This window comes from Leptotrichia wadei (assembly GCF_007990445.1).
Lineage (GTDB): Bacteria > Fusobacteriota > Fusobacteriia > Fusobacteriales > Leptotrichiaceae > Leptotrichia > Leptotrichia wadei_A.
On record NZ_AP019841.1, the window covers coordinates 1,114,359 to 1,130,801 of the forward strand.

Below are 16,443 nucleotides of genomic sequence, written 5' to 3' on the forward strand. Positions count from 1 at the left end.
AAGAAATAAATTTATGGAAGAAATAGACAATAAGCAAGGTAATTTTTTAACAAAATATATGAGAATAGTTTTAAACTATATAATTTATTTGAATAGAAAGTAGCAGGTGAAGAATATGGGAAATAGTAAAATATTTTTTAGTGATTTTAAGAAAGAAAATAATTCAGAAAGAAGAGGTAGTAATAGTCGAAATCGGAATGGTAAAAATATACAAAATAATAATTGGAATAGTCCAAAATTTAAAGTGACAGAAATAATGAAAGAAATATTAGAAAAAGGTTATCGAGACAAATCAAAAAATGTATTAAGAAAAGAGCTTGTATCGATAGAAGCTAAAAATATAGCAGAAAATATGAAAATAACAAATAGTCAGTTAAGAGCATTTTTTAATGAATTAAAAAAATTAAAGCAAAAATATATAGATGAAAATGAGAAAAATGTAGATAAATTACATATAGAGTTATTGATATTAAAATCAAAATTAGAGTATAAAAAAGGTGGAAAGAAAATAACAAATGAATTTTCTGAATTTATGGAAAAAAATATTGACATTGTCATTAAAGAAAATACAATACAAAGTTATAAAGATTTTTTAGTATTTTTTGAAACAGTATTAGGATATATGTATGGACTTGGTGGGGTAAATAATAGATAGAAAAGGAGAATAAAAAATGTCAGAATATAAATTAATGGGAATATATAAAATAAGTGGACAAATAAAATTAGAAACAGGATTACATATCGGTGGAGATGAAGGTGTTATAGAAATTGGAGGAAATGATAATCCTATTGTAAGAGATATAGCAACAGAAAATCCTTATATACCAGGAAGTAGTTTAAAAGGGAAAATGAGATATTTATTGGAATGGTATACTGGAAAAGTGACTAGCGATGGAAAGGTATATGATGGAAAAAATTTATCAAAAGATAGTGAAGGTGATACACTTTTAAATGTATTTGGTGGAACGGCAGGTGGAAATGGTAGAAAAGGTCCTACAAGAATAACAGTAAAAGATATATTTTTGAGTGAGGATTCAGAAAAAGAAGTAAAGAAAATGAAAGAGAGAACGGGAACGGATACAGAATTAAAAATAGAGAATAGTATAAATAGACTTGATTCAAGTGCTAATCCAAGAAATTTAGAGAGAGTCCCAAGAAATCTAATTTTTGATATGGAAATTAATTTTAAAGTTTTAAATATAGATAAAAAAGATGAAATAGAAAAAATAATAAAAGATGGATTAAAATTAGTTGAAATAGAAGGGCTTGGAGGAGCAGTTTCAAGAGGAAGTGGACAAATAAAATTTGAAAATTTAAAAATAAAAAATTTATTTGATGAACAACAAAAAGAAGAAAATTTAAATTTAAATGATATAAAATTAGGAGATTAGAAGATGGGTTATAGTACTTGGAAAATAAAATTAAAACCAAAAAGTTCATTTATAACACCTATTCAGTCGGATACTTTATTTGGATCAATGATCTGGGCCTTGAAAATGATAGAAGGAGAAAAATTTATTGAAAATATTATAGAAGAAACAAAAAATTATAATCCACCTTTTATTTTTTCGAATCCTATAATTAATGGAAATTATCCTATTTTTGGAGAATTGAGTGAAGAATTTTTAAATGAAATAGATAATACTAAATTAAAAAAATTTGATAGAAAAAGAATAGAATTTTATAAAGCTATGAAAAAGAAAAAATATATTAGCAGAAGTGTATTTGAAGAACTTTTAAATGGTAAAAAATTAGAACAAATATATTTGGAGGTTTTAGAAGGAAAAAGGGATTTTTCTACATTAGAAAAAAGAAAAAATCCTCGTAATTCAAGAATTAATGAAAATTTTTTGGAAGAAATGTTAAATGGAACAACAGATGAAAATAAGAAAATAAATAAAGAAAATAAATTTTTTAAGATAGAAGGAAGAATACGAAATCAAATAAACAGACTTGGAATTATTAGTGAAGAAGAAAATGATATAAGATTATTTGAACAAAATGAAATTAGATTTTTTGAAGAAACAGAAATAGAAATTTTTGTAAAAATAAGAGATAATTTTAATATGAAAAAATTTGAACAAGGATTAAAATATATATCTTTTAATGGATATGGAAAAAGTGCGAGTACAGGTAAAGGACAATTTGAAATCATTAAAATGGAACCAGAAAAAGTATTTAGTGAAAGAAAAGCTAAGAATAGTTTTGTAGTTCTTTCTAACTATATTCCAAATAAAAAGGATAATATAGAAGTTATAAATTCTAAACTTCTTACTAAAAAACCTAAAGCATATATGACAGAAAATCCTTTTAAAGATTATTTTATTTGCTATACAGAGGGTTCTTATTTTAAAGGGAATCCTGATTCAGTTAAAGGGAGAGTATTGAAAAATCTGAAAAAAGATGATGAGAAAAGTATTCAGTGTCTTATTCCTTTTATTGTGGGAGTTGATGACTAATGAATGTAGCAAAAAAATACAATGTGAAATTAATTCCATTGACAGATATTTATATTGGAAGTGGAAAAGATATAGAGGCATATGAATATACAGTTAAAGATAAATATATGTATAGAATTGATATGTCAGAAGTTTTTGATAAGATGAATGATTCTGAAAAAGAAAATTTTTATAAAATACTTCAAGAAAATAATTTTTTTAATATAAGAAGTTGGATATATAATAATTATAAGGAAAAATGGGGATATATTTATAAAGAAAAAGTATCTTCTGATTTTGAAAAGTATTATAAAGAGAAGTTAGATGATAAAAGTCAAGAAAATAGTCAGCTAAGTATTTCTGAATTTATCGGATATAATAATAAAAAATATATTCCAGGAAGTTCAATAAAAGGAGCGTTAAGAACAGCTTTTATATACAGTGATTTTTTAGAAAATGAGAAAAAATATGAAATAAAAAGTAGCTATGAAATAAAAAATGGGAAAAGAGTTTATAATCGAAAAGAGATTGATAAAGAAGCTAAGATAATGGAATCAGAGGTTTTATTGGCTGAAAAAGAAGACAGATATGGAAATAAAAAAGGAGAAAAACTAGGCTTAGAGCCTAAAAAAGATCCTTTCAAAACAGTTAAAATTTTTGATACAGAAGAAATTGAGTTGGAAAAATTTTCTGTAAATGTTCTTCAAATAAAAGAAGGAAATTTATTTTGTGAAGTTTTAAATGGAACATACAATGAAATAAAAAAAACTAAAAAAGTGAATTTTGAAAAAGGAATAAACTTTAATATTATTTTAACAGAGTATTCTTTAAAAGATAATTCGATGATGGATTACAAAAAAAATTTAGGGATAAAAAAATTGTTGGATTCTTTAGATGATAAAATGGAAAATATATTAAACTTTGAAATTGAAAAAGAAAGGGAAAAAGACAGCTACAATCTAAGAAATTTTTATGAATTTTTAAAAAAAATATTTAATAGTTTCAAGAATAAGAATATAAGTTTAGTTAGAATAGGGAAATATACAGGATTTAATGATAAAACTATAAACTTGCTAACAACAAATCCCAGTGAAAATTCAAGAACAATTTTAGATGAAAATAATTATCCTATGGGATGGGTCTTAATAAAAGTAGAAGAGGTAGATATTTAATGAATAGTTTTTTAGTTGCATTATCCCCTGTTAAAAATACTATTATTACAGAAGCTGATTACAGCATAAAAATACATGAAGCTTTTAATAAAATATTTCCTAAAATGGGTATAAATGATTTTAGAGTATCATCTTTTTTTGGATATTTTTTTGAAAATGTTTTTATAGTTGATAAAGAAAAAAACTATAAAATAATGATAACAATAAAAAAAACAGAATATTTTTCTTCGGTCATTCAAAAATTATTTAGAAAAGCTTTAAATAAAGAAATTATTTTTATTGGTGAAAATGAGTTTAAAATAAAGGGCATAATTTCAAATGATAAAATTTGGACTGGATACTATAATTTAGAAGAAATATTGAAAAAGGATTTTGATGAACTGACAAGTAACTTGAAAATAAAAATTGTGACACCTGTAATTGAGGAAAAAAGTAATAAATTTATATTTGAATTTGATAAAATCTTTTGTGAAATTTTAAAAAATTTTTCTGAATACTGCAACGAGAATTTTAATTGGATAAATAATAGAAAAAATTTTCTTGTTAAAAAAGAGAAATATTATATAAAAGAAATAAAAAGAAATAAAAAAATTAAAAATTCTTATTTAGGAGAGATTGAAATTAAAATAATAGAAGAACAATATAAAAATTTAATTTATGCGATATTTATATTTGCTAAATTTTATGGAATAGGGAAATTTTCTAATTACGGATTTGGACAAATAATTATAAAACTTTGAGTTTTATAATTATTAAATAAAATTTTTTAAATAAATATGAATAAAATTTAAGGAGTTCTACTAGTGAAATACTCAATATTAAAATTCAAAAGAAACGAAAAACACTCAATGAGAGATCTAGAAAAATTAAGAGGCTTTTTGGCAGATAAATATAAAGAAAATGTATTATTTCATAATCATTTATCAGATGGATATAATTATTCATATCCTAAGTTACAGTATAAATTGATTATGAATACACTTTCTGTGATGGGAATTGGTGAAGAGGTTATTGAAATAAATAAAAAACTTTTTGAGGAAGTTGATTATTTAAATATTGATGGAAATTTTATTTTTGATATTCAGAAAGAGCTGGAAATATGCGATGAAGAGATAAAATATACAGGTGATAAAATGTACGAGTATAGATTTGTGACGCCTTATTTGCCATTAAATGAAAAAAATTATGCAAAATACTTGAAAAGAGAATATACATTGGAACAAGCTATTACGAATAATATATTAGAAGTTTTAAAAGGATTGGGAATTTGGCTTGACAGAGAAAATAAAATTTATGTATCTCAAAATTTGGAAATAACATCAAGAGATTTAAAAAATGTAAATATGATAGCATTTATAGGAAGTTTCTCTGTAAATTTGAAATTTCCAGATTATTTCTCAATTGGGAAAAGGAAAAGTATTGGATTTGGAACTTTTATAAAATCATGAAAGGAATATATATGAATAAATTAATTTTGATTTTTTTATTTTTAGGAATTTTAGGATTTTCAAAAGATGAAACTTTAATAAAAGAGAAGAAAATATCTGAGGGAAAAAGAAAATTTTTATTAAAACTTTTAGAACGAACACCGTATAAGACAGAAACTGAAAATCTAGTAGACTATAATTATATTTGCGTTTTTAATAATTAAATAATTTTAAAAAAATAGAGAAATAAAAAAGTTTAGAATATTTATACATTTGTTGCAATTTAAAAATTTAGTGCTTTAAAAATTTGAAGAAGTTTGATAAAATATTAATAGGGAAGTTTTTTATATTTTAAATAATGATAATCAAAAAAAGAAGGTGCTTTCAGATGTTAAATAAGAATAAACGATTAGAGGCGATAACAAAAATAATTGAGGAAAAAGGGACGGTGAGAGTTTCAGAAATAGTTACAAGTTTAAATGTTTCAGATATGACAGTGAGGCGGGATTTTACTGAACTCGAAGAATTAGGGATATTGAAAAGAATACATGGTGGGGCTAAAAGTAAAAATACATTTCAGTATAAGGAGCTGTCGCATGAGGATAAATATGTCTTAAATATAGAAAAAAAGAGAGAAATAGCATTAAAGGCAGTGAAATTAATAGAAGAGGGAGATACAATTTTTTTAGGTCCTGGAACAACAGTTGAATTGTTGGCAAAAGAAATCAGTTTTAAATCACTTAGAGTTTTGACAAATTGTTTACCTATTTTTGAAATATTGTCTGAAAAGAAAAGTGAAACTTTTAATGCTTTTCTTGTTGGAGGAGAATTTAGAAAAATAACGAGGTCATTTGTGGGAGAAATAGCAAATATGACATTAAAAAATATAAATTTTAATAAGACGTTTTTTAGCTGTAATGCAATAAAGGAAAATGATGTTATGACTTCTACATTTGAAGAAAGTTATACACAGGAAATCGTTTTAAATAATTCTGATGAAAAATATTTACTTGTGGATGATTCAAAATTTGAAAAGGTGGATTTTATAAATTTTTATACGTTAGATAAACTAACAGGAATTGTAATAAATAATACGGAAAAAGAGACATTAACTAAAATTGAAAAATATGTAAATTTAATTATTTAACTAAAATTTTAAATAAATATTAATTGTACCAAAGAACTTAAAAGTTCGGAGGTACTTTTTTTTTGTCAAATTTTAAATTTAAATTGTCAAGTTAAGTTAAAAATTTTTCTTCGTTTAAATATAAATTAAATTTTTGTTTACTACAACTAAAATTATATAAATAGCATAAAAAATTATATATTAAAAATTTTGTTTACTAAACAAACAATTTTATGTTTGAAATACAAACAAAAAGTATTGATTTTTGTTTTTTTTGAGGTATACTCTTAACAGAAAAAGTAAAAAGAATATTAAAATAAAGGAGATGACCGTGATGAAAGTAATATTAGGTGCTGATACGGACGGCAAAAGTTTAAAAGATTATATCAAAAATTATCTTTTGGAAAATGGGTATGATGTAATTGATAAATCTGAAGATAAAGATTTTGTAGATACAACTTGTGCAGTAGCAAAAGAAGTTTTATCAGGTGATGATAATTTAGGAATTGTGTTTGATGCATATGGAGCAGGAAGCTTTATGGTTGCTACAAAAATAAAAGGAATGATAGCAGCAGAAGTTTCTGATGAAAGATCAGCATATATGACTAGAAGACACAACAACTCTAGAATTATTACAATAGGTTCTGAAATTGTTGGAAAAGGACTTGCTAAAAATATCGTAAAAGATTTTTTAAGCGCTCCTTATGACGGTGGAAGACATCAAATTAGAGTAGATATGTTAAATAAAATGTGTTAGTTTATTTAATTTAAAAATAATAAAAAATAGAAAATTAAAAAAGGATGGTAAAAAAATATGAAAATTGCAATTGGATGTGATCACATAGTAACCGATGTGAAAATGGCATTATCGGATTTTTTGAAATCAAAAGGTTATGAAGTTTTAGATTGTGGAACTTATGATTTTACAAGAACGCATTATCCAATTTATGGTAGAAGAGTTGGAGAAGCTGTAGTAAATGGAAAAGCTGACTTAGGTGTTTGTATTTGTGGAACAGGAGTTGGAATTAATAATAGTGTAAATAAAGTTCCAGGAATCCGTTCAGCTCTAGTAAGAGATATGACTTCAGCACTTTATGCAAAAGAACATTTGAATGCAAATGTAATTGGATTTGGTGGTGCAATAACTGGAAAATTATTACTATTTGATATTGTGGAAGCCTTTATAAAAGCAAAATACAAAAAAACTGAAGAAAGTGAAAAATTAATTGCAAAAATTAAAGCAATAGAAACTGTGAATCCTAATCAAGAAAATGATGACTTTTTTGATGAATTTTTGGAAAAATGGGACAGAGGAGAATATAAAGATTAGGATAAATTTTTTCAAAAATTAAAATTATAATATTTTGTTTTAAAATCGGACTTAAAAAATAACATTAATCCTGTTAATTATAGTTTTTTTTCCTTTTAGGTTCGATTTTAAATATAATTAATTTTTAAACAGATGAGATAAATAAAATAAAGGAGCTGGTTAAAATGATTTTAACAGTGACAATGAATCCCTCTGTTGACATTTCATATCCTTTGGAAGAATTTAATTTAGATACTGTAAATAGAGTAGCTAAGGTTAGTAAAACCCCTGGTGGAAAAGGCTTAAATGTTACAAGAGTATTAAAACAATTAGATGATGAAGTTGTTGCAACTGGACTTATAGGTGGTGCTTTAGGAACAGATATTCAAAAGAAATTATCAAAAAAAGGAATAAAAAATGATTTTTTTGAAATTTCAGGAGAAACTAGAAATTGTATTGCAATTTTACATGAAGGAAATCAAACTGAAATATTAGAAAAAGGACCAATTATAACAAAATCTGAAAGTGAAAATTTTTTAAAACACTTCGAAGAATTAGTAAAAAATGAAAATACTAAAATTATCGCTATTTCAGGAAGTTTACCAGATGGATTGGAAACTGATTATTATTCAAAAATGATTGGAATCTGTGAAAAATATGGGAAACCAGTTGTTTTAGACTGTTCAGGAAAAGCATTAGTAGAAGTTTTGGAAAATGAGCACAAACCAAAAGTGATAAAACCTAATACAGAAGAATTGTCACAATTAATTGGAAAAGATGTGTCTAAAAATCCAGATGAATTGAAAGAAGTTTTAAAAGATAAATTATTTGAAAATATTGAGTGGATAATTGTTTCACTTGGAGCAGATGGAGCATTTGCAAAACACAATGATAAATTTTATAAAGTGAATGTTCCTAAAATAGAAGTCGTAAATCCTGTAGGTTCAGGAGATTCAACAGTTGCAGGAATAACATCAGCAATTCATGAAAATGCAAATGATGAAGATTTATTAAGAAAAGCAAACGTTCTTGGAATGCTAAATGCAATGGAAAAATTAACAGGATTTGTAAATTTAGAAAGATATGAAGAATTGTTTGGAAAAATTGAAGTAGTTAATTTGTAAGAAAGATTTATTAAAGAAGTTTATATAGTGTAAGAATAAAATTTGAAATTTATATCTAGATTTTTAATAATAGCTAAATACAGTATATTAAAAATCATTTCCAACTTTCAGAATAGGTGGATATGCTTGGATTCTCTCATAATCAAGCTAATAGTTTTAAAATTGATTTTGAATGCTGTAAAATAAATTAAATTTTATTATGACTATATTTTATTTTATATAATTTAAATAAAGTTAAGTACAAAATAAATCAGAAATTGATAAAGATAATAATATTTTTAGGAGGAAATAAGGATGAAATTAACAGATCAAAAAAGAAAATATTTAGAAAATTTAAGTGATGAAAATGGATTTATATCAGCTTTAGCAATTGACCAAAGAGGAGCTTTGAAAAAAATGTTGAATAAACATCAAGCTTCAGAAGCAACAGCTGAACAAATAAAAGAATTTAAAGTATTAGTTTCAAAACATTTAACAAAATACTCTTCTTCAATCTTGTTAGATCCTGAATATGGATTGGATGCAGCAAAAGCTAGAGATAAAAATGCAGGATTGTTATTAGCTTATGAAAAAACTGGATATGATGCAAATGCAGTTGGAAGATTGCCAGATTGCCTTGTTGACTGGTCTGCAAAAAGATTAAAAGAAGAAGGAGCAGATGCTGTAAAATTCTTATTATACTATGACGTAGATGAAAGTGATGAAATCAACAATCAAAAGAGAGCATACATGGAAAGAGTTGGAGCTGAATGCGTAGCTGAAGATATTCCATTCTTCTTAGAAATTTTAAGCTACAACTACAAAGATGCTGACAACAGCACAGCAGAATTTGCAAAATTGAAACCAAGAAAAGTTATCGAAGCAATGAAAGAATTCTCTAAACCAAGATATAACGTAGATGTATTGAAAGTAGAGGTTCCTGTAAATATGAAATATGTTGAAGGATTTGCTGATGGAGAAGTTGTTTATACTAAAGAAGAAGCAGCAAGCTATTTCAAACAACAAGATGAAGCAACAAACTTGCCATACATTTATTTAAGTGCTGGAGTTAGTGCAAAATTATTCCAAGATACATTGAAATTCGCTCATGATTCAGGAGCTAAATTTAATGGAGTATTATGTGGAAGAGCAACTTGGGCAAATGGAGTAGAAGTATTCGCAAAAGACGGAGAAGAAGCTACAGTAAACTGGTTAAATACAGTTGGAAGAAAAAATATTGAAGAATTAAATGAAGTAGTTGCAAAAACTGCTACATCTTGGAAAGAAAAATAAAATAAGTTATATGCAATAAAAAAAAATAAAGAGTAATATTAACAAGGGGTTTTCTACCCCTTGTTGCAAAGTAGAAAATAAATTAAAAATAATTGTATTTTGCAAATACGTATGAATGACCAAATAATAATTGAAAAGGAGAAAATCACTATGACTAAAGAAGATGTAACAATGGTTGGATTTGAAATAGTAGCTTATGCAGGAGATGCAAGATCTAAATTAATGATTGCATTAAATAAAGCTCAAAATGGAGAATTTGAAGAAGCAGAAAACTTAGTAAAAGAAGCTGAAGAATGCTTAGTTGGTGCACATAATGCACAAACAGATATTTTAGGTAAAGAAGCAGCTGGAGAAAATTTGGAAATAAGTTTCATTATGGTTCATGGACAAGACCATTTAATGACAACAATATTACTGAAAGAATTAATGAAACATTTAATAGAATTATATAAAAGAGGAGCAAAGTAATGGAAAAACTGATTGAATTTATAGAAAAAGGGAAACCTTTTTTTGAAAAATTATCTCGGAATATATATTTAAGAGCAATTCGTGATGGTTTTATAGCTGGTATGCCAGTTATATTGTTTTCTAGTATTTTTATCTTAATTGCTTATGTTCCAAATGCTTTTGGATTTTTTTGGCCAAAAAGTATAGAAGCTTTATTAATGAAACCATATAGTTATTCTATGGGTATCTTAGCATTTTTAGTAGCTGGAACAACAGCTAAATCTTTAACAGATTCTGTAAATCGTTCTATGCCAGCAACTAATCAAGTTAATTATATTTCTACACTTTTAGCTTCGATGGTTGGTTTGTTATTGTTAGCAGCAGATCCCACTAAAGATGGATTTTCAACTGGATTCTTGGGGACAAAAGGACTTTTAACTGCATTTTTAGCATCATTTATAACTGTAACTATTTATAAATTTTGTATAAAAAATGAAGTAACTATTAAAATGCCTTCAGAAGTTCCACCTAATATTTCACAAGTTTTTAAAGATGTAATACCATTTACTTTATCAGTTGTATCACTTTATGTTCTTGACATTCTTGTACGTCATTTTATTGGTACAGGAGTTGCAGAAGCAGTAGGTAAACTTTTTGGACCTTTATTCTCAGCAGCCGATGGATATGTAGGAATTACTATTATCTTTGGAGCTTTTGCGTTCTTCTGGTTTGTTGGAATTCATGGACCTTCAATTGTAGAACCAGCTATTGCAGTTGTTACTTATGCTAATATAGATGCAAACTTAAATCTTATGAGAGCTGGACAACATGCGGATAAAATCTTAACTTCAGGAACACAAATGTTTATAGTTACAATGGGAGGAACTGGAGCAACTTTAATAGTGCCATTTATGTTTATGTGGATTTGTAAATCTAAGAGAAATAAAGCTATTGGACGTGCTTCTGTAGTGCCTACATTCTTTGGTGTAAATGAACCACTTTTATTTGGTGCTCCAATTGTATTAAATCCAGTATTCTTTATACCATTTATCTTTGCACCAATAGTAAATGTTTGGATTTTTAAAATATTTATAGATGTGTTTGGAATGAACAGCTTTACTGCTAACCTTCCATGGACAACTCCAGGACCGTTGGGAATAATCTTGGGGACAAATCTTCAAGTATTATCATTTATTTTAGCAGCACTTTTAATAGTTGTGGACTTTATTATTTATTATCCATTCATAAAAGTATACGATAAGCAAATTCTTGAAGAAGAACGTCTAGGAACTACAAATAACGAATTAAAAGATAAAGTAGCTGCTAACTTCAATACTGAAAAAGCAGATAATATACTTAAAAAAGCTGGGGTTGAAAAAACTGAGGCTGTTAAAAATAATATAACAAAAGAAACAAATGTACTTGTATTGTGTGCCGGTGGAGGAACAAGTGGACTTCTAGCTAATGCTTTAAATAAAGCAGCAAAAGAATTTAATGTCCCTGTTAAAGCTGCAGCAGGTGGGTATGGTGCACATCGTGAAATACTTCCTGAATTTGATTTAGTTATTCTTGCACCACAAGTTGCATCAAATTTTGAAGATATGAAAGCAGAAACTGATAAATTAGGAATTAAATTAGCTAAAACTGAAGGAGCTCAGTATATTAAATTGACTCGTGATGGTAAAGGTGCATTAGATTTTGTACAAAAACAATTTCAAGATTAATTAATGTATTTTAATACTAAGTAATAGTAGTAGTTTTATATAATTATGGAGGTTTAATTATGTCAAAAAGATTACCAGAAGATTTTATTTTTGGTGGAGCAACAGCAGCATATCAAGCTGAAGGTGCAACAAAAACAGATGGTAAAGGTCGTGTGGCTTGGGATACTTTTTTGGAAGAAAATTATTGGTATACAGCTGAGCCAGCAAGTGATTTTTACAATCAATATCCAGTAGATTTGAAACTTTGTGAAGAATTTGGAATAAATGGAATAAGAATTTCAATTGCATGGTCTAGAATCTTTCCAAATGGATATGGAGAAGTAAATCCTAAAGGAGTAGAATTTTACCATAAATTATTTGCTGAATGTAAAAAAAGAAAAGTTGAACCTTTTATAACGCTTCATCATTTTGATACACCAGAAGTTTTACATTCAAATGGAGACTTTTTAAATCGTGAAAATATAGAACATTTTTTGAATTATGCTAAATTTTGTTTTGAAGAATTTACTGAAGTAAATTACTGGACAACATTTAATGAAATAGGACCTATTGGAGAAGGACAATATCTTGTTGGGAAATTCCCTCCAGGAATAAAATATGATTTTGAAAAATTATTTCAATCACATCACAATATGGTTTTAGCACATGCAAAAGCAGTTAATTTATTTAAGAAAAATGGCTATCACGGAGAAATAGGAATGGTTTGTGCTTTGCCAACAAAATATCCTTATGATCCAAATAATCCTGGAGATGTTAGAGCCGCTGAATTGGATGACATCATTCATAATAAATTTATTTTAGATGCTACTTTTAAAGGTGAATATTCAAAAGAAACAATGGAAGGTGTAAATCATATTTTAAAAGTTAATGGTGGAAAATTAGATTTAAGAGAAGAAGATTTTGAAGAATTGAAAGCAGCAAAAGACTTAAATGATTTCCTTGGAATAAATTATTATATGAGTGATTGGATGACTGAATATGATGGTGAAAATGAAATTATTCATAATGCCACTGGAAATAAAGGAAGCTCTAAATATCAATTAAAAGGTATAGGACAAAGAAGAGCTAACGAAAGTATTCCTAGAACTGACTGGGATTGGATAATTTATCCAAAAGGTCTTTATGATCAAATTTTTAGAGTTAAAAGAGATTATCCAAACTATAAAAAAATCTATATTACTGAAAATGGTTTAGGATATAAAGATGTTTTTGAAGATAATACAGTTTATGATGATGCTAGAATTGACTATATAAAACAACATCTAGAAGTAATTTCAGACGCCATAAGAGATGGAGCTAACGTAAAAGGATATTTCTTATGGTCATTAATGGATGTATTTTCTTGGTCAAATGGATATGAAAAGAGATATGGACTATTCTATGTTGACTTTGAAACACAAAAACGTTATCCTAAAAAAAGTGCATATTGGTATAAAAAAGTGGCAAAAACAAAAGAAATTGAATAATAAAATTTGGGGATAGTTTGGGTTATCCCCATTTGCAGTAAAAATTTTTGATTGAATAAATGATTTTTTGCTTTTTTTATTATACAATATATTCATTATAAGTTTATTTCTATTATAATTTTTAAAAAGTTCTTACTTTTGGTGTATTTTTATTCAAAAAATCTTGATAAAATAAAAAAATAAAATATTATAAAAATTTTTAAATTAATAGAAAGGAGGATAAAATGGCTACGATCAGAGAAGTTGCAAAAAAAGCAGGAGTTTCAATAACGACAGTTTCCAGAATATTAAATAACGACGATAGTTTTTATGTGAGTAAAAGTACAAAAGAAAAAGTTTTAAAAACTGTAAAACAGCTAAATTATGTAAAAAAAAGAAAGAAAAATAAAATTTCACAGTCAAATATTGCAATAATAAAATGTTTTGATGAAAAAATTGAAAAAGAAGATCCTTATTTTGTCTCTTTAAAAATAAATTTAGAAAACAAATTAAAAAAAATTTTTTCTAGAATAAGGATTTTTAATTTATATGAAATCCAAAAATTAATAAAATCCAATGAAATAGCAACTTTTTCTTTTGCAGATGCAATTATTTTTGTCGGTGAAATAAATAAGGAAAAGTTAAAATTTTTTAAAACTTTAAATGGAAATATTATTTGTGTAGATGTGTATGACACGGATAATATCACAGATTATATAAAATTTGACACAAGAAATTCAGTTGAAATGGTTTTAAATTATATGTTTAAATTAAAACATAAAAAAATAGGGTTACTAGTAGGAAGGAATAAAGTTGTGGAAAATTTAGTGGATTTTCGAGAAAGATATTTTAAGGAAATAATGATAAAAAATGGACTGTATAGAGAAGAATATCTTAAAATTGGCGATTTTTCGATGGAAAGTGGCTACTTTATGATGAAAGAAATTTTAAAATTGGAAGATAAGCCGACAGCAGTTTTTTGTGGAAATGATTCGATTGCAATGGGAGCATATAGAGCAATTCGGGAAAAAAAGCTGAAAATTCCAGAAGATATGTCAATAATAGGATTTAACGATTTAAAATTATCAAAATATTATACACCGCCTTTGACAACTATAAAAATAGATACAAAATTAATAGCTCAAGAAACAGTAAATTCTTTAGTTGAATTATTAGAAGGAAAAAGAGATTACCACAAAAAAGTTTTTTTACCTATTGAATTAATAGAAAGGCAAAGTTGTCAAAAAATATAAATTAAAAATAAAAAAATGAAAATGTTTTTTTACATTTAATACTTAATAAATAGGTAATCAAATTTTTATCAGATTACCTATTTTATATTAATTTCTAAAGTTTTGTTTAAAAAATCCCCCAACCTTAACTAACGCCAATAAAATCGTAAGCAATACAATAATCGAAGGGCCTGACGGAATATTCAGCGTATAGGAAAAATATAATCCTGACAGTATTCCGATAAATGAGAAAATTATGGATAGAATTATGATTGTTGAGTATTTTCTTGCGAGTGAGGCTGCGATTGCCTGCGGGATTGTCAGGATTGAGATTATTAGGATAATTCCTATTGTTTTTATGTTTATTATTATGACGGAGGATATTAGGATTATCATAAAGTAGTTTATGAAGGTTACTGGGACGCTGTGGATTTTGTAAAAGTTTTCATCAAAGCTGGTGTAGACGATGCTTTTGTAGAAGATGATGAAAAATGTGATTGTGATGATGTCCAGTATTAGCAGTAAAATTATGTTTAGGCTGTTGGATAAAAGGATATTTCCGAATAAATAAGTTGACATATCGGACTGGTAGCCTGGCGTCAAAAAGGAAAAAATAATTCCAATAGCCATTCCCATTGACATAACGATACCTATTCCCAAATCACCGTCAACGTGAAGAGTGTCTTTTAGAATCAAAATCAGCACACCTGACAATATTGAGAAAATCAGTCCAAAAAATAATGGATCTTTTATTGGCAAGTTAAAGAAGTAAATCAGGTAAATTCCTATTCCGATACCGCCGTAAGAGGCGTGGCTAATACTTGATGAAATAAAGACCATTTTTTTATTTACAATATAAGTTCCTATTATTCCGCAGCATATACTTGAAAGAAGCCCTACAATAAGGGCATTTCTCATAAAAGCGTATTCAAAAATTTTTATAAATTCCATAATTCCCCAATCTTTAATAATTTATCTTTAATTTTGTAAATTTTATTTGTGTGAATGTAAATAAGGATTGTTGCACACGTAATCTTCCTTTTTCTCGTAAACTCGAATATTGCCTTCCACGACAAAAATTGAATCAATGTAATCGTAGATTTTTTCAAGTTCGTGAGAAATTACAACTATTGTTGAATCTGACAATTCCTTTATTTTTTCAAAAAGTTTAAATTCAAATTCCTTATCCAGAAATGATTCCGGCTCATCAAGAAAAATAAGTTCTGGCGAAGAAATTAAGGCACGTGCAATTAATGCCCTTTGAAGCTGTCCACCAGATACTTCGTTTATCAATTTATTTTTTAAATGAAAAATATCAAATTCCTTCAAGAGTATTTCAGCACCTTTTTTTTCTTCGTTGTTAAATCTTCTGAAGAGATTATTTTTATTAGTCAATCCCGATATTACCAAGTCAAAAATGTTAATGGGAAAGGAAGTGTCAAACTCCCTTATTTGTGGCAAATAACCAATTTTGTTTTCATTTGTAAAAAATTTAATACTGCCAGAATTTTTTCTTAAAAATCCAAGCATAACCTTTACTAAAGTCGATTTTCCGCCACCATTTCTTCCCAGAATTGCAACATTTTTTCCTTTAAAAATATCTAGATTTATATCATTCAAAATATAGTCATTGTTGTATTTAAAATTAAGATTTTGTACACTCACAAGTTTTTTATTCTGTCCATTAGCCATCAAATTTTTATCCTTTCGTTTTTCTTCTCGTTCTT

Annotated in this window: 18 protein-coding genes; 16 read left to right on the plus strand and 2 right to left on the minus strand. The window is 26.5% G+C overall.

Annotated features, from left to right (window positions below; genetic code table 11):
• Positions 1 to 115 precede the first annotated feature (115 nt).
• The 16 genes from csm2 (at position 116) to FVE74_RS05375 (ending at position 14,737) form a co-directional block, all read left to right on the plus strand.
• Positions 116 to 655 carry a type III-A CRISPR-associated protein Csm2 gene (csm2, locus tag FVE74_RS05300; RefSeq protein WP_147003554.1) on the plus strand — a complete coding sequence of 180 codons (540 nt, stop codon included), beginning with the start codon at positions 116 to 118 and terminating at the stop codon, positions 653 to 655.
• Positions 656 to 671: 16 nt separating this feature from the next.
• A complete protein-coding gene (gene csm3, locus FVE74_RS05305; protein WP_147003555.1) occupies positions 672 to 1,391 on the plus strand; it encodes a type III-A CRISPR-associated RAMP protein Csm3 in 720 nt (239 codons plus the stop codon).
• Positions 1,392 to 1,394: 3 nt separating this feature from the next.
• Positions 1,395 to 2,459, plus strand: coding sequence for a type III-A CRISPR-associated RAMP protein Csm4 (gene csm4, locus FVE74_RS05310; RefSeq protein ID WP_147003556.1), 1,065 nt, complete (start codon positions 1,395 to 1,397; stop codon positions 2,457 to 2,459).
• On the plus strand, positions 2,459 to 3,610 hold the full coding sequence (csm5, locus tag FVE74_RS05315) for a type III-A CRISPR-associated RAMP protein Csm5 (RefSeq protein WP_147003557.1): 1,152 nt from the start codon (positions 2,459 to 2,461) through the stop codon (positions 3,608 to 3,610). The genes csm4 and csm5 overlap by 1 nt, the downstream gene beginning before the upstream one ends.
• Positions 3,610 to 4,350 (plus strand): CRISPR system precrRNA processing endoribonuclease RAMP protein Cas6, encoded by a 741-nt coding sequence (gene cas6 / locus FVE74_RS05320; RefSeq protein ID WP_147003558.1) that lies wholly within the window; start codon positions 3,610 to 3,612, stop codon positions 4,348 to 4,350. Before csm5 ends, cas6 begins: the two co-directional genes overlap by 1 nt.
• A 63-nt stretch (positions 4,351 to 4,413) precedes the next feature.
• Complete coding sequence (locus FVE74_RS05325) at positions 4,414 to 5,058, plus strand: CRISPR-associated endonuclease Cas6 (RefSeq protein ID WP_147003559.1); 645 nt, start codon at positions 4,414 to 4,416, stop codon at positions 5,056 to 5,058.
• 11 nt (positions 5,059 to 5,069) lie between these two features.
• Positions 5,070 to 5,261, plus strand: a complete 192-nt coding sequence (locus tag FVE74_RS05330) for a hypothetical protein (protein WP_147003560.1) — start codon at positions 5,070 to 5,072, stop codon at positions 5,259 to 5,261.
• A gap of 164 nt (positions 5,262 to 5,425) precedes the next feature.
• A complete protein-coding gene (locus tag FVE74_RS05335) occupies positions 5,426 to 6,184 on the plus strand; it encodes a DeoR/GlpR family DNA-binding transcription regulator (RefSeq protein ID WP_147003561.1) in 759 nt (252 codons plus the stop codon).
• 313 nt (positions 6,185 to 6,497) lie between these two features.
• Positions 6,498 to 6,920, plus strand: a complete 423-nt coding sequence (lacA, locus tag FVE74_RS05340) for a galactose-6-phosphate isomerase subunit LacA (protein WP_147003562.1) — start codon at positions 6,498 to 6,500, stop codon at positions 6,918 to 6,920.
• A gap of 57 nt (positions 6,921 to 6,977) precedes the next feature.
• Complete coding sequence (gene lacB, locus FVE74_RS05345) at positions 6,978 to 7,493, plus strand: galactose-6-phosphate isomerase subunit LacB (protein WP_147003563.1); 516 nt, start codon at positions 6,978 to 6,980, stop codon at positions 7,491 to 7,493.
• A gap of 164 nt (positions 7,494 to 7,657) precedes the next feature.
• Positions 7,658 to 8,596, plus strand: coding sequence for a tagatose-6-phosphate kinase (locus FVE74_RS05350; protein WP_147003564.1), 939 nt, complete (start codon positions 7,658 to 7,660; stop codon positions 8,594 to 8,596).
• A gap of 294 nt (positions 8,597 to 8,890) precedes the next feature.
• Complete coding sequence (gene lacD, locus FVE74_RS05355) at positions 8,891 to 9,868, plus strand: tagatose-bisphosphate aldolase (RefSeq protein WP_147003565.1); 978 nt, start codon at positions 8,891 to 8,893, stop codon at positions 9,866 to 9,868.
• Positions 9,869 to 10,018: 150 nt separating this feature from the next.
• The gene (locus FVE74_RS05360) at positions 10,019 to 10,336 is read left to right on the plus strand and encodes a PTS lactose/cellobiose transporter subunit IIA (protein ID WP_146964330.1); all 318 of its coding nucleotides are present in this window, start codon (positions 10,019 to 10,021) and stop codon (positions 10,334 to 10,336) included.
• Positions 10,336 to 12,039, plus strand: coding sequence for a lactose-specific PTS transporter subunit EIIC (locus FVE74_RS05365; RefSeq protein WP_147003566.1), 1,704 nt, complete (start codon positions 10,336 to 10,338; stop codon positions 12,037 to 12,039). The genes FVE74_RS05360 and FVE74_RS05365 overlap by 1 nt, the downstream gene beginning before the upstream one ends.
• 59 nt (positions 12,040 to 12,098) lie before the next feature.
• The gene (gene lacG / locus FVE74_RS05370) at positions 12,099 to 13,505 is read left to right on the plus strand and encodes a 6-phospho-beta-galactosidase (RefSeq protein ID WP_147003567.1); all 1,407 of its coding nucleotides are present in this window, start codon (positions 12,099 to 12,101) and stop codon (positions 13,503 to 13,505) included.
• A 224-nt stretch (positions 13,506 to 13,729) separates the two neighbouring features.
• The gene (locus FVE74_RS05375) at positions 13,730 to 14,737 is read left to right on the plus strand and encodes a LacI family DNA-binding transcriptional regulator (protein ID WP_147003568.1); all 1,008 of its coding nucleotides are present in this window, start codon (positions 13,730 to 13,732) and stop codon (positions 14,735 to 14,737) included.
• 87 nt (positions 14,738 to 14,824) lie between these two features.
• On the opposite strand, the gene FVE74_RS05380 is transcribed toward FVE74_RS05375, so the two are convergent.
• Positions 14,825 to 15,667, minus strand: a complete 843-nt coding sequence (locus tag FVE74_RS05380) for a metal ABC transporter permease (protein ID WP_147003569.1) — start codon at positions 15,665 to 15,667, stop codon at positions 14,825 to 14,827.
• Between the two features lie 42 nt (positions 15,668 to 15,709).
• Entirely contained in the window at positions 15,710 to 16,408 is a 699-nt protein-coding gene (locus FVE74_RS05385) for a metal ABC transporter ATP-binding protein (protein WP_147003570.1), read from the minus strand.
• Positions 16,409 to 16,443 lie beyond the last annotated feature (35 nt).

Bases quoted from the DNA above. Each gene is read 5' to 3' on its own strand.
- FVE74_RS05330 (WP_147003560.1), top strand. From the start codon at position 5,070: ATGAATAAATTAATTTTGATTTTTTTATTTTTAGGAATTTTAGGATTT.
- FVE74_RS05350 (WP_147003564.1), top strand. From the start codon at position 7,658: ATGATTTTAACAGTGACAATGAATCCCTCTGTTGACATTTCATATCCT.
- FVE74_RS05335 (WP_147003561.1), top strand. From the start codon at position 5,426: ATGTTAAATAAGAATAAACGATTAGAGGCGATAACAAAAATAATTGAG.
- csm3 (WP_147003555.1), top strand. From the start codon at position 672: ATGTCAGAATATAAATTAATGGGAATATATAAAATAAGTGGACAAATA.
- FVE74_RS05380 (WP_147003569.1), bottom strand. From the start codon at position 15,667: ATGGAATTTATAAAAATTTTTGAATACGCTTTTATGAGAAATGCCCTT.
- csm4 (WP_147003556.1), top strand. From the start codon at position 1,395: ATGGGTTATAGTACTTGGAAAATAAAATTAAAACCAAAAAGTTCATTT.
- FVE74_RS05375 (WP_147003568.1), top strand. From the start codon at position 13,730: ATGGCTACGATCAGAGAAGTTGCAAAAAAAGCAGGAGTTTCAATAACG.
- FVE74_RS05385 (WP_147003570.1), bottom strand. From the start codon at position 16,408: ATGGCTAATGGACAGAATAAAAAACTTGTGAGTGTACAAAATCTTAAT.
- csm5 (WP_147003557.1), top strand. From the start codon at position 2,459: ATGAATGTAGCAAAAAAATACAATGTGAAATTAATTCCATTGACAGAT.
- csm2 (WP_147003554.1), top strand. From the start codon at position 116: ATGGGAAATAGTAAAATATTTTTTAGTGATTTTAAGAAAGAAAATAAT.
- FVE74_RS05360 (WP_146964330.1), top strand. From the start codon at position 10,019: ATGACTAAAGAAGATGTAACAATGGTTGGATTTGAAATAGTAGCTTAT.
- lacB (WP_147003563.1), top strand. From the start codon at position 6,978: ATGAAAATTGCAATTGGATGTGATCACATAGTAACCGATGTGAAAATG.
- lacG (WP_147003567.1), top strand. From the start codon at position 12,099: ATGTCAAAAAGATTACCAGAAGATTTTATTTTTGGTGGAGCAACAGCA.
- lacD (WP_147003565.1), top strand. From the start codon at position 8,891: ATGAAATTAACAGATCAAAAAAGAAAATATTTAGAAAATTTAAGTGAT.
- FVE74_RS05365 (WP_147003566.1), top strand. From the start codon at position 10,336: ATGGAAAAACTGATTGAATTTATAGAAAAAGGGAAACCTTTTTTTGAA.
- lacA (WP_147003562.1), top strand. From the start codon at position 6,498: ATGAAAGTAATATTAGGTGCTGATACGGACGGCAAAAGTTTAAAAGAT.
- cas6 (WP_147003558.1), top strand. From the start codon at position 3,610: ATGAATAGTTTTTTAGTTGCATTATCCCCTGTTAAAAATACTATTATT.